We start from the raw sequence: 12,649 nt of genomic DNA, 5'->3' as shown, positions 1-12,649 counted from the left end.
CCATAAGGCTGGGAGCGTAAGCCCCCAGCCTGAATTAATCTAAGGCTTCGGCCTGGAAGGCATCACAACGGGATAAGTCAAAACTGTGTGATGTTTGTATTTTCTTATTCGCATCACGCAAAGCTGTTCGCATCCCCTCTTCCAGTACCGGATGATAAATTGGCATCGACAGCACTTCGGTTGCAGTCAATTCCTGACTGATGGCCAAAGCCAGCGTATGAGCCATGTGCTCAGCCGCAGAACAAGCCATTTCTGCCCCCACAATCTTTCCAGATGATTTATCCAAGTAAACCCGCATCACTCCCTGATTTCGTTGTGCAGCCCGCGCCCTTCCCTGATCTGTAAAGCTCGCTTCCCCAATGACGATTGTCTGCTGATCAATTTGTTGCAAAGCAGTGCCCACCACAGCGCAGCTTGGTTCACTGAATACAATACTGAGTGGTATACGACGACAATAGGCTTCTACACGTTCACTCAATACGTTATGCCCTGCGATACGCCCTTCATCAGCCACTTCGTGTAATAACATTTTATCGGCCGCCGCATCACCAGCGATAAATACCGCTGAGCCTTCTATTTGAGTCGTATTCGGATTAATGTCTGGCATCCCCTTGTCATCGAGGCTGACATCCAGTTTATTCAGTCCCATGCCATCCAGATTGGGGCGTCTCCCCACTGCTACCAGCACTTGATCCACTTCCAATTCACTTTTCTGAGTGATGACTTTGACCCCGTTTTCAGTCTCCTCTAAATCCGCTTCAGTTTCTGTGTAGAGCGTAAACTCTTTAGCCAGTGTTTCGTGCAATGCCTCACTGACCTTTTTATCTGTCAGTCCCGCCAACATAGACTCTGCGCCAAATGCCGTGACTTCGATACCCAATCGTGACAGAGCCTGAGCCATTTCAATACCAATAGCCCCCAGACCTATAACAGCGATCCTGGGCTTTAAATCAGTTTGTTCAAACAAGATATTGGTGGTGAGAATTTTATTGTTGCCTATTTGCTCCCACTCAGGCGGTAGTACAGGTCTGGAGCCAGTGGCGATAATGATCTTTTTGGCGGTATACACATCATCGTTCACTCTGACAGTGTTGGGCCCTGTGAGCGTGGCTCGACCGGTAATCACCTTATCCTCTACCTCACTGATCGACTTTAACGTACTGGAAACAAAATAATCTCTTATGTGACGCAGCCGGCGTAATACCGCCGGTATATCAATACTGAGTTGTTCCGCATTCTGGATACCAAACTCAGCAAAAGTATGACGACGGTGATAAGCATTTGCCGCTTCAATAAGCAGCTTGGATGGCATACAGCCAACTCGGGCACAGGTGGTGCCATATTCACCTTCGTTAATTAACAAAAACGCATCCGTTTTCTTCTGCACTTGCTTGAGCGCGGCTAAACCTGCGGTACCTGCCCCGATAATAATGACATCGGTCTGGGTTGTATTTGACATGATAGTCCTTTGAGGAGCGATATTTAATCTTCGATTCTAAACCCAACTTTGATGGTGACCTGCCAGTATTTCACACCATCATTTTCAATATAACCACGGGTTTCAATCACTTCGAACCAGTGCATATGTTTGACCGTTTCACCGGCTTTTTTGATGGCATTTTGAATCGCCTGATCGGAACTTTCACTTGAACTACCGGTTAATTCAATCAGTTTATAGGTATGTTCACTCATCTCTGTCTCCTCACTGTCAGAAAGTCATTTGAATTTCCATCATAAAACCTAAAACCCGACATTACCAGAAATGCGCAATATCACATTAAACAAATGATTTTTCTATCTTTTGCCATTTCAGGATCGTATAATATGCCGTTTATCATCCCGCTCCTCAGTTTTGCGTTCAAAACTGACATTCACAGGTTTTTGCATGTCCACAGAACAACTTGACTCGATCCCCTCATTCAGTGAGCTGGGTATCGCTCCCGCTATTGTCAAAGCAATCAAAGAAGCCGGTTACGAAACACCGTCACCGATTCAAGCCCAAAGTATTACGCCATTATTAGAAGGTCGTGATTTGCTGGGTCAGGCCCAAACCGGTACAGGTAAAACGGCCGCCTTTTCTCTACCTCTATTAAGTCGTTTGAATGATCGTCAAAAGACACCACAAATTCTGGTACTCACCCCCACGCGTGAGTTAGCTATTCAAGTCGCTGAAGCCATGCAAGGTTATGGTCGTCATATGAAAAACTTCCATGTGTTACCTGTTTATGGTGGTCAAAGCATGGGCATTCAATTACGCCAGTTACAACGTAGCCCACAAGTTATCGTCGGTACGCCTGGTCGTATTCTTGATTTGATTCGTCGCGGTAAATTACCCCTCGAAGATTTGAAAGCACTGGTGCTGGATGAAGCTGATGAAATGCTGCGCATGGGCTTTATTGATGATGTTGAAACCATTCTGAAAGAAACACCAGAAACACGTCAGGTGGCTTTATTCTCAGCCACCATGCCTAAACCAATACACCGTGTTGCACAGCGTTATCTCAATAATCCTGTTGATGTGCATATCAAATCAAAAACATCGACCGTAGATACGATCACACAACGCTACTGGCAGGTAACCGGGTTACATAAACTGGATGCATTGACGCGCATTCTTGAAGTTGAAGACTTTGATGGCATGATTATCTTCGTGCGTACTAAAAATTCGACAGTGGATTTATCTGAAAAGCTAGAAGCACGTGGTTACGCCAGTTCACCACTAAACGGTGATATGAATCAGGCGCTACGTGAAAAAACCATCGAAAGAATGAAAGCAGGCAAGATTGATATCTTGGTTGCCACCGATGTGGCTGCTCGCGGTCTGGATATCGAACGTATGAGCCACGTCGTTAATTACGATATTCCTTATGACACCGAATCTTACGTTCACCGCATTGGTAGAACGGGTCGTGCAGGCCGTAAAGGTGAAGCGATTTTATTCGTCTCTCCACGTGAAAAACGTATGTTGGGTGCGATTGAAAAAGCCACTAAACAGACGATTACTCGGATGCAACTGCCTAGTAGCGAAGATATTGCTGACCGTCGTGTTATGGCCTTTAAACAAGACCTGACAGAAACCATCGAATCTCAAGATCTCGCTTTTTTTGAAAATCTGATTCGTCAGTATCAAGAAGAACATAATGCGGATCCGATTGAAATGGCGGCCGCCCTTGCCTTCCAGGTACAGAAAAGTCGTCCTTTAAATCCTCCTGTTGTCCATTCAGAACGCAAACAACCTAGAGAGCGAGCTGAGCGTGGTGATCGTCCTGAACGAGCGAATCGTGGTGAACGTGGTATGCGTTCAGAAAGACCACCAAGAGCAGAACGTAGTCCTCGCCGTCAGGCAGCTCATCAGGCTGAAGAAGGTATGAAAACATACCGGATCGAGGTCGGTGTAGAACAAAATGTTGAGCCAAAGCATATCGTGGGTGCTATCGCCAATGAAGCTGGTATGGATAGTCGTATGATTGGCCGTATTACGATTAATCAGGATCACAGCCTGGTTGATTTGCCTGATGGTATGCCAAAAGATATTTTCCAGCATTTAAGAAAAGTCTGGGTTAATAATAAGCAGCTCGAGATTAGTCTGCCCGGCGCTGAGGCAGATATGTCATCTGCGAGATCAGAAAGAAAACCTCGCCGAAATGGACCGCCAGGAAAAACCAAGAAACGTCCAGCCATAGCCGCAAAAAAGCAAAGAAAAGCTAACCGCGACTAAAGGCCATATAAGCACTCAAAAGAGCCCGCAAGTGAATCGTACTGAGCGGGCTTTTTTATGTCTTTATTCCCACTAACTTCCGCAATGCAGACACTCATGCCACAATACGCGCATGCTGAATATTATCTGGATCGCTTTTTTTCTCATCGCGTTTCTCGTTGCCTTGTTTAAATTACTGGTACTGGGCGATCAGTTAATATTCACCCAACTCATGCAAGCCATGTTTGAACTGGCCAAAACCGCCTTTGAGATTTCTCTCGGGCTGACAGGTGTGCTGGCACTATGGTTGGGTATCATGAAAATCGGGGAGCGAAGCGGCTTTATTCAATTACTGACGGCGGCTTTAACACCATTATTTCAACGCCTCATGCCCGATATTCCCAGAAACCATCCAGCTATTGGGGCCATGGTGATGAATATCTCTGCTAATGCACTTGGTCTGGATAATGCCGCGACGCCGCTGGGCATCAAAGCCATGAAGGAACTACAGAAATTAAATCCGTTCAAAGATACTGCCAGTAATGCCCAAATACTGTTTCTGGTGATTAATACCTCTGCTGTCACCTTGTTTCCCGTCACCATCTTTACTTATCGTGCACAAATGGGCGCAGCCAACCCAACCGATGTCTTTATTCCCATTCTAATTGCCACATATATCTCTACTTTGGTTGGTTTACTCAGTGTGGCATGGGTACAGAAAATTAATCTTCTGGATCGTGTTATTTTGGCTTATCTGGGTAGTTTCACAGCGTTTGTGCTGGCCTTACTCATCTATTTTTCTCATCTACCGCAGCAAGAAATGGTCAGCCAATCGTCATTAATCAGTAACCTAATTTTATTTACCTTGATCATTATATTTATCACAGCCGCCTGGAAAAAAAGGATCAATGCTTACGATGCCTTTGTTGATGGGGCAAAAGAAGGGTTTGAAACAGCCATCACCATTATTCCCTATCTGGTAGCTATGCTCGTAGCTATTGGTGTATTTCGCGCCAGCGGTGCTATGGATATGCTTGCTGAAGGCTTACGCTATATTATTTTGAGCCTGGGTTTAGATGACCGCTTTATAGAAGCCTTACCCACCGCATTGATGAAGCCTTTTAGTGGCAGCGGCGCACGAGCAATGATGGTCGATACGATGCAAGCCTATGGTGCAGACTCATTTTCCGGACGACTTTCGGCTATTGTTCAGGGAAGTACTGAAACCACCTTTTATGTTTTAGCAGTCTATTTTGGCTCTGTTGGTATCAAGCACATCCGTCATGCTATCGGCTGTGGACTCGCCGCAGATGTAGCCGGTATTTTGGCGGCTATCACTGTCGCCTATTGGTTTTTCGGCTAGTAAGTAAAAAAAACATACCTACTCAACAAAAATTTGCTAAATTTTGCAACCTGTTCAACCCCTTACCTCAATGGAACCAGCAGGTCACCCGACTAACAGCACTCCATCTAAGTAATTGGTCTGGTTTTATTTGTCCGTTTGGAGATTCCATGCTTGAAGCCACTACTACAACCTACTGAGTCAGCGTACGATCTTATCGCCGATACCATCGCCGATCGCGGCTACTGTGTTCTTCCACAACTTCTTCACGCTAATCTTAATCATGCCCTTCATCAGCGTGTCATGAATTTAGATGATGATGATTTCAAACGCGCAGGTATTGGACGAGAACAGGATTTTCAGTTGAATAACGCTGTTCGACGTGATCAAACTCGTTGGTTAACCCCAGACAATAGCACTGATAAGGCTTATCTCGATCAAATGTCAGAGTTTAGGCTCGCTATAAACCGCCGACTGTTTATGGGCTTGTTTGACTATGAAGCTCACTACGCACATTACGCACCCGGCGCTTTTTATAAAAAACATATGGATGCTTTTAAAGGTGAATCTAATCGGGTTTTAACTACCGTGCTCTATCTCAACCCAGAATGGCAGGAAGAAGATGGCGGTCAGTTGTTAATTTATGCGCCTGAGACTAACACTGTCATTGAGACGGTCAACCCAAATTTTGGCAGTTTTGTTATTTTCTTGAGTGAGGAGTTTCCTCATGAAGTAGTCAAAAGCTGTCGAGATCGTTACAGTATTGCTGGTTGGTTCCGATTACATGATCCTTTACAAGCCCCGTTGATATGACAAAAGACTTCACTATTTTTCAGTTAGGGCACCCAGTGCTTCGCCAAGCAACTGAAAAAGTTGAAGATATTCTAAATCCTGAGTTCCAGGCCCAACTCGATGCGCTCATGGAATTTGTTCTTGAAAAAGGTGGCATGGGCATAGCAGCGCCACAAGTGGGCATCTCACAACGTTTTTTTATCATGTCTTCCCATCCTAATGCCCGTTATCCGCATGCGCCTGATATACCTGCGTTTTTTGTCATTAATCCAGAGATTATTACTACCTCAAATACACAAGAAAAAGATTGGGAAGGTTGTCTGAGTTTACCCGGTATTCGTGGTTTAGTTCCGCGTCACACACATATACTGGTTCGTTATCAAACGCGTCATGCAGAATGGGTCGAAACGCATTATGATGATTTTCTAGCACGTGTTTTTCAGCATGAATTTGATCATCTGCAAGGACATGTTTTTCTTGACCGTGTTGAGACAAATTTTGACATCATGATGGAACAAGAGTGGCAGAAACTAATGATGACAAGAACAGAGAGTTAAAAACCATATGGGACAAAAGTTTGATGCCTTATCTGATCGCTTAATCGAATTCATTCAACAGCAGCACATTTTCTTTGTGGGCACGGCAACAGAAGACAGTCGGGTTAATATTTCGCCTAAGGGAATGGATTCTTTGCGTGTACTGACACCAAATAGAGTGATTTGGCTAAATGTCACGGGTAGTGGTAATGAAACCGCTGGTCATATTCAGCAATTGCCAAGAATGACAGTCATGTTCACTGCATTTCATGGTAAGCCAATGATCCTGCGTCTCTATGGTACTGCCAAAGTCATTCATCATAATGATGCCGAATGGAGCGACTTATATCACTTATTTGATGCCCTTCCCGGTGCACGGCAGATCTTCGATCTCAGCATTGAGCTCGTGCAAACATCCTGTGGTATGGCCGTCCCTTACTATGCTTATCAGGGCGAACGCGAACAACTCAATAATTGGGCTGAAAAAAAAGGCGTTGAAGGGATTGAAGACTATTGGCGAGAAAAAAATGCCAAGACCATTGATGGCATTGTGACTGACATTGAAGATAAGAATTTAAGCTAAAGCATGCTCGAATATACGGAATACACAAAATTTCTGGTGTCATTAATCGCCATTGTTAATCCCCTAGGCATTATTCCAATCTATATTAGCCTGACTGCTGACTATAGTAGTGCTGAACGAGCGAAGATCGCGCGAACCGTCATTATTGCAGCGACTACTATTCTGCTGGTGACAGCCTTTTTCGGGCAATGGGTATTAGAGTTTTTTGGTATCAGCATCAATTCATTTCGTGTTGGCGGCGGTATCCTGCTCTTATTGATGGGGATAGGGATGCTACATAACACCAGTAAGGGCTTGAAACAAAATCATGAACTGGCACAACAGTCTGGTGAGTCTATTGCCGTCGTGCCTCTCGCCATGCCCCTACTGGCAGGTCCTGGCGCCATCAGTACCGTCATCATCAATGCTTACAAAGGACATGGTGTCGCTCACTACAGCCTGATTGCTCTGGACATCATTCTGCTGGGCTTACTGCTATGGATTTTATTGCTGCTTGTGCCGTGGATAGCAAGACGTATGTCAAGCAATGGTATTAACATTGCGACGCGTATTATGGGACTGATTCTCACAGCCATCGCCGTTGAATTTATTGCCAATGGTTTGAAAGGTTTATTTCCTGCTTTGTCCGCTTAAGCTTCTTAACCAAACATCTTTCCGACTTGCTGCGTCAACTCAGCTGAGCGATTTGGGTTACGTAAAGCAGACATAACCTTGTCTCGCATGGCAGGCATATACATTAAGTCCGCCAATATATGGCTAAAGCCTTCATAATCCGCTTCATTAATAGCGAGCCTCTCAACATAGAGCTGACACAGTTCAGGCTCTTCAAGCACTTTCCAACAGCGACCAGCGATAACGGCTAGGACTTCGATATGGCGGCTGATGTCTGAACAAAGCACTTGCTTGACCATACTTTCAACTATGCCCTGAGCAGAACTATTAGACACAGCCCTTAGGCAGGCACAAATTTCTGCCATATCAGGCTGATTCTGTTCCAACTCATTCTTCAATCGCCACTGTAGTGCTTCGACCAGATTATTAGCGGGCTCTGCATTTTCCATAAAAGACGTCAACATATGAAAAGGTTGAGGCGGTAATTGAGGCAGGGTTTGTATTATGGCTTTCGTCAACGCTCTATCATCAGTTCTCACTGCCACATCAGCCACACCCTGCATGCCGAGCACTTGCCAACTGTCGAACGATTTTTGCCCAGTAAAATACGCAAAGGCCGCTTCATAGAATGACGAGGCTTTCAGACTCAGATTCTTTGTGGCCTGAGCATTAAAGGCAGCCATCCGATCTTCACGAGGATTAAAACTGTATGGGCTATCTTTTAGGGCTCCTTCTATGTAATTTCCATCTGCAGCCGCGAGTAAACACTCACCAACTCTATCCAGAACCATCACCAGAAATTCATCTCGCGCCGCTTGTATCAGCAAGCCCTGCTCATCAAGCGGAAACTTCAAAAACCAGACGTAATGTCTATCTGTGAACTGAGGATGCCAAAAAATAATGCCAAATGAGGCTGTACGTTGAAACGGATAAGGATACGGCACTTCAGCCGCTTCAAAGCGGGTAAATTTCTTTGCACTCAGCTTGGTCACTCTGCGTCCCATATCAAAAACACGATAATGGGCGCCACTCTGCTCTAAGAACTCACTTAGGGTGGTAATGGTATTGTCGCTCATGGATAGCTCTAGCTTAAGTGCGATACTCTGCGTTTATTTTCACATAGTCATACGAAAAGTCACATGTCCAAACTTGATCATGTGCAGCACCACGGTTCAATTTCACCGTGATGGTAATTTCAGACTCGGCCATGACAGCCTGCCCTTTCTCTTCAGTATAATCTGGATCAGGCTGGCCGGACTTAACGATACAGACATCATTAATAAAAATAGACACACCTGATAAATCAAAATCAGCTAAACCGCTACGTCCCACTGCCGCAAGGATTCTTCCCCAATTTGGATCAGAAGCAAACAGTGCTGTTTTGACTAATGGTGAATGGGCAATGGTATAGGCCACCTGGCGGCATTCTTCCTGGCTTTGTCCTTGCTCTACATTAATGGTAATAAACTTGGTCGCACCTTCACCATCACGTACGATAGCTTGCGCCAGATAACAACAAATATCATTCAGCGCCTTTTGCAAGGCTTCGCCTTCTTCTGAGGTAATCTGAGTAATCTTTGCGTTGCCTGCCTGGCCCGTGGCCATTAGCACGCACGCATCATTTGTAGAGGTATCACCATCCACCGTGATGCGGTTGAAAGAATGATTCATGGCGTTGTTTAACATGGTGGTTAAAACAGCATAATCCACATTGGCATCAGTCGCGATATAAGCCAGCATCGTGGCCATATCAGGTCGAATCATGCCGGATCCTTTAGATATACCGGTTATCGTAACGGTTTTGCCAGCTAATTCAACTTGCACAGACTTCGCCTTAGCGAGCGTATCTGTTGTCATAATGCCTTGAGCAGCGGCTAACCAGTTATCAGCTGTTAGACCATCATAGGTATCAGCCAAAACGGCACGGATCTTATCGACAGGTAATGGTTGACCTATTACACCTGTAGAGAATGGTAAAACATTCGCTTCATTGACCCCAGCGACTTCTGCTACAGACTGACAACACGCTTTAGCTGCAACCAGGCCAGCTTCACCAGTACCGGCGTTAGCATTGCCAGAATTAATTAATAAATATCGTGTCGCTTCAGCTGCTTGATGCTGTTTCGCCACAATGACAGGGGCAGCACAAAAAGCATTCGTTGTATAAACCGCGGCTGTTTGTGTGCCTTCGGCGAGTTCTATCAATACAACGTCTTGTCTGCCTGGCTTTTTTATTCCTGCACTAGCCGTGGCAAGACGAATACCATCAATGGCCAGTAAATCCTCCGCCCTAGATGCTGACAAATTGACTGCCATTAACGAATAGCTCCATGACATTGTTTGAATTTTTTACCACTGCCACATGGGCATGGATCGTTACGACCGATTTTACTACCATCACGAGTATAAGGTTGATGAGCAGCAAGATCTTCTTCTTGATTCTCTTCACTGGCTAGTTGTTGAGCCTGCTCGTGTTGATATTCCATTTCAGCTGTCTGACGGCGCTGTTCTTCAACCGCTTCCACATCTTCTTCAGCTCTGATCTGTACGCGAGAGATGAGTTTAATGACTTCATGCTTAATATTGTCAAGCATCGCTTTGAATAGGCTGAACGATTCACGTTTATATTCCTGCTTAGGATCTTTCTGTGCGTAGCCACGTAGATTAATCCCTGTACGTAAATAATCCATCTGGGCCAGATGGTCTTTCCATTGGGAGTCCAGCGTTTGTAACATGATGGCTTTTTCAAAGTGACGCATTAATTCTGAGCCAACGGCTTCTTCTTTTTGTTGGTATGCCTTCTCTGCTTCTTCTACGATACGTTCTCTTAATGACTCTTCATGTAAAGAGTCATCATTTTCTAACCATTCGGCTACAGGCGCTTCAAGAGCAAACTCTTCTCTGAGTGCTTCCTCTAAGCCAGAAATATCCCACTGTTCATCAATACTATTAGGTGGAATATACATACTGATAACATCATTAATCACCGTGCTGCGCATTGATGAGATGGTCTCTGACACATCGTCTGCAGCCATCAGCTCATTACGCTGCTCGTAAACAACCTTACGTTGATCGTTGGCGACATCATCAAATTCGAGCAATTGTTTACGAATATCGAAGTTGTGCCCTTCCACTTTGCGTTGGGCATTTTCAATGGCACGTGATACCCAAGGGTGTTCAATAGCTTCCCCCTCTTCCATGCCTAATTTCTGCATCAGTCCAGCCATCCGGTCTGAAGCAAAAATACGCATCAGATTATCTTCAAGAGACAGATAAAAGCGTGTTGATCCAGGGTCACCCTGACGACCGGAACGGCCACGAAGTTGATTATCAATACGACGAGACTCATGACGCTCAGTACCAATGATATGCAAACCACCTGCTGCTAATACCGCTTCATGACGGTTCATCCACGCTTGGCGGATGGTTTGTTTTTGTTCGTCACTTGTATCTTCTGGCAAACCATCTAACTCAGCATCTAAACTACCGCCGAGCACAATATCGGTACCACGACCAGCCATATTGGTGGCAATCGTTACCGCTGAAGGCATACCTGCATTCGCAATAATGTGTGCTTCTTTTTCGTGGAATTTAGCGTTGAGCACTTCGTGTGGAATTTTGGCCTTTTTAAGCAGGCTATGGAGATATTCTGAGCTTTCAATAGACGCTGTCCCTACCAGGACAGGTTGTCCACGCTTCACACAATCTTTCACATCTTCCAGAATGGCATCGTATTTTTCTTTTGCGGTGAGATAAATACGGTCTGCTTCATCTTTACGTTGCATTTCTTTGTGGGTCGGAATGACCACAACTTCCAGGCCATAAATGGATTGCAGCTCGTAAGCTTCAGTATCCGCAGTACCTGTCATGCCCGATAATTTAGAATACAGACGGAAATAGTTCTGGAAAGTGATAGAGGCTAAGGTTTGATTCTCGTTTTGAATCTTCACATTTTCTTTGGCTTCAACCGCTTGGTGTAAGCCTTCAGACCAACGACGACCGGGCATGCTTCTTCCGGTGAATTCATCGACAATGACAATTTGGTTATCCTGAACAATGTAGTCCACGTCGCGTTGGAACAAGACATGCGCACGTAACGCAGCGGTGACGTGGTGCATTAAACCAATATTGGCCGCATCATATAAGCTGGCATCAGCTGATAACAAACCGATATCAGTGAGCATCGACTCAATTTTTTCATGACCGGACTCGGTAAAGTGAACCTGCTTATTTTTTTCGTCTAGTGTGTAGTCACCTTCTACGGTAACGTCATCGCCCTCACCTTCTTGTTTGCTCAAGCTAGGGATAAGCGTATTAATTTTTTGATATAACTCTGAACTGTCTTCTGCTGGCCCAGAAATGATCAGCGGTGTTCTGGCTTCGTCAATCAGAATAGAGTCAACCTCATCGATGACAGCAAAATTTAATTCACGCTGGACTCTCTCTTCCAAACGAAACGCCATATTGTCACGAAGATAATCGAAACCAAATTCATTATTGGTGCCATAGGTGATATCACAATTATAGGCTTCACGACGTTCATCATTACCCAGACCGCCAACAATAACGCCTGTTGTCAGGCCAAGGAATCCATATAGTTTACCCATTTGCGTGGCGTCACGTTTTGCCAGGTAATCATTAACCGTGATGACGTGAACACCTTTACCTTCAAGTGCATTCAAATAGACAGCCAATGTCGCAACAAGTGTTTTACCTTCACCGGTTTTCATTTCAGCGACTTTGCCATCATTCAACACCATGCCACCGATTAATTGGACATCGAAGTGACGCATGCCGAGAACACGTTTACTGGCTTCACGAACAACGGCAAAAGCTTCGGTCAATATGTCATCGATAGTTTGGCCATCAGCAAGACGCTGTTTAAATGCCTCAGTTTTGGCTTGTAACGCCGGGTCATCAAGTTGTTCTATTTCTGTTTCAAACTTGGCAATCTCATCTATCGTCTTACGCATTTTTTTCAATACGCGCTCGTTACGACTACCAAAAATTTTACTGAAAAACTTGCTAACCATTTTTTCGCCTTAAACTGTGTTGATTACGGCGTGAACACCGATAAAAGTAATAAA

The 12,649-nt window shown here is 44.9% G+C and carries 11 protein-coding genes; 6 read left to right on the top strand and 5 right to left on the bottom strand.

Features of this window, described 5'->3' with window-relative positions:
- Window positions 1–34 precede the first annotated feature (34 nt).
- Complete coding sequence (locus B3V56_RS10500) at window positions 35–1,459, bottom strand: dihydrolipoyl dehydrogenase (RefSeq protein WP_289284264.1); 1,425 nt, start codon at window positions 1,457–1,459, stop codon at window positions 35–37.
- A gap of 23 nt (window positions 1,460–1,482) precedes the next feature.
- Window positions 1,483–1,692, bottom strand: coding sequence for a dodecin (locus B3V56_RS10495; protein WP_007145985.1), 210 nt, complete (start codon window positions 1,690–1,692; stop codon window positions 1,483–1,485).
- 193 nt (window positions 1,693–1,885) lie between these two features.
- On the opposite strand from B3V56_RS10495, the gene B3V56_RS10490 reads away from it, so the two are divergent.
- The 6 genes from B3V56_RS10490 (at window position 1,886) to B3V56_RS10465 (ending at window position 7,583) form a co-directional block, all read left to right on the top strand.
- On the top strand, window positions 1,886–3,718 hold the full coding sequence (locus B3V56_RS10490) for a DEAD/DEAH box helicase (RefSeq protein ID WP_286305460.1): 1,833 nt from the start codon (window positions 1,886–1,888) through the stop codon (window positions 3,716–3,718).
- A 112-nt stretch (window positions 3,719–3,830) separates the two neighbouring features.
- Window positions 3,831–5,060, top strand: a complete 1,230-nt coding sequence (locus B3V56_RS10485) for a nucleoside recognition domain-containing protein (protein WP_289284263.1) — start codon at window positions 3,831–3,833, stop codon at window positions 5,058–5,060.
- Window positions 5,061–5,213: 153 nt separating this feature from the next.
- Complete coding sequence (locus B3V56_RS10480; protein WP_286305462.1) at window positions 5,214–5,852, top strand: 2OG-Fe(II) oxygenase; 639 nt, start codon at window positions 5,214–5,216, stop codon at window positions 5,850–5,852.
- Window positions 5,849–6,388: a peptide deformylase gene (def, locus tag B3V56_RS10475; RefSeq protein WP_286305463.1), complete on the top strand. Its 540-nt coding sequence runs from the start codon at window positions 5,849–5,851 to the stop codon at window positions 6,386–6,388. The genes B3V56_RS10480 and def overlap by 4 nt, the downstream gene beginning before the upstream one ends.
- A gap of 7 nt (window positions 6,389–6,395) precedes the next feature.
- Window positions 6,396–6,950: a pyridoxamine 5'-phosphate oxidase family protein gene (locus B3V56_RS10470; protein ID WP_289244036.1), complete on the top strand. Its 555-nt coding sequence runs from the start codon at window positions 6,396–6,398 to the stop codon at window positions 6,948–6,950.
- Window positions 6,951–6,953: 3 nt separating this feature from the next.
- Window positions 6,954–7,583, top strand: a complete 630-nt coding sequence (locus B3V56_RS10465; RefSeq protein WP_286305465.1) for an NAAT family transporter — start codon at window positions 6,954–6,956, stop codon at window positions 7,581–7,583.
- A gap of 5 nt (window positions 7,584–7,588) precedes the next feature.
- Here B3V56_RS10465 and B3V56_RS10460 read toward each other — a convergent pair whose 3' ends face one another.
- Genes B3V56_RS10460 through secA form a run of 3 tightly spaced genes read right to left on the bottom strand, consistent with a single transcriptional unit; the run spans window position 7,589 to window position 12,595 of the window.
- Window positions 7,589–8,638: a DUF3549 family protein gene (locus tag B3V56_RS10460; protein ID WP_289283011.1), complete on the bottom strand. Its 1,050-nt coding sequence runs from the start codon at window positions 8,636–8,638 to the stop codon at window positions 7,589–7,591.
- Window positions 8,639–8,651: 13 nt separating this feature from the next.
- Window positions 8,652–9,878, bottom strand: coding sequence for a bifunctional glutamate N-acetyltransferase/amino-acid acetyltransferase ArgJ (gene argJ, locus B3V56_RS10455; RefSeq protein WP_289284262.1), 1,227 nt, complete (start codon window positions 9,876–9,878; stop codon window positions 8,652–8,654).
- The gene (gene secA, locus B3V56_RS10450) at window positions 9,878–12,595 is read right to left on the bottom strand and encodes a preprotein translocase subunit SecA (protein WP_289283009.1); all 2,718 of its coding nucleotides are present in this window, start codon (window positions 12,593–12,595) and stop codon (window positions 9,878–9,880) included. Before secA ends, argJ begins: the two co-directional genes overlap by 1 nt.
- Between the last annotated feature and the right edge of the window lie 54 nt (window positions 12,596–12,649).

Origin of the sequence: Methylophaga sp. UBA2513, from assembly GCF_002341285.1 — a bacterium.
Classification (GTDB): Bacteria; Pseudomonadota; Gammaproteobacteria; order Nitrosococcales; family Methylophagaceae; genus Methylophaga; species Methylophaga marina.
The sequence above is the reverse complement of the archived record's forward strand: the minus strand, read 5'-3'. Positions and strand labels throughout refer to the sequence as shown.

Excerpts from the sequence above, each read along its gene's own strand:
- B3V56_RS10500 (WP_289284264.1), bottom strand. The coding sequence starts at position 1,459 with ATGTCAAATACAACCCAGACCGATGTCATTATTATCGGGGCAGGTACC.
- B3V56_RS10495 (WP_007145985.1), bottom strand. The coding sequence starts at position 1,692 with ATGAGTGAACATACCTATAAACTGATTGAATTAACCGGTAGTTCAAGT.
- B3V56_RS10490 (WP_286305460.1), top strand. The coding sequence starts at position 1,886 with ATGTCCACAGAACAACTTGACTCGATCCCCTCATTCAGTGAGCTGGGT.
- B3V56_RS10485 (WP_289284263.1), top strand. The coding sequence starts at position 3,831 with ATGCTGAATATTATCTGGATCGCTTTTTTTCTCATCGCGTTTCTCGTT.
- def (WP_286305463.1), top strand. The coding sequence starts at position 5,849 with ATGACAAAAGACTTCACTATTTTTCAGTTAGGGCACCCAGTGCTTCGC.
- B3V56_RS10470 (WP_289244036.1), top strand. The coding sequence starts at position 6,396 with ATGGGACAAAAGTTTGATGCCTTATCTGATCGCTTAATCGAATTCATT.
- B3V56_RS10465 (WP_286305465.1), top strand. The coding sequence starts at position 6,954 with ATGCTCGAATATACGGAATACACAAAATTTCTGGTGTCATTAATCGCC.
- B3V56_RS10460 (WP_289283011.1), bottom strand. The coding sequence starts at position 8,638 with ATGAGCGACAATACCATTACCACCCTAAGTGAGTTCTTAGAGCAGAGT.
- argJ (WP_289284262.1), bottom strand. The coding sequence starts at position 9,878 with ATGGCAGTCAATTTGTCAGCATCTAGGGCGGAGGATTTACTGGCCATT.
- secA (WP_289283009.1), bottom strand. The coding sequence starts at position 12,595 with ATGGTTAGCAAGTTTTTCAGTAAAATTTTTGGTAGTCGTAACGAGCGC.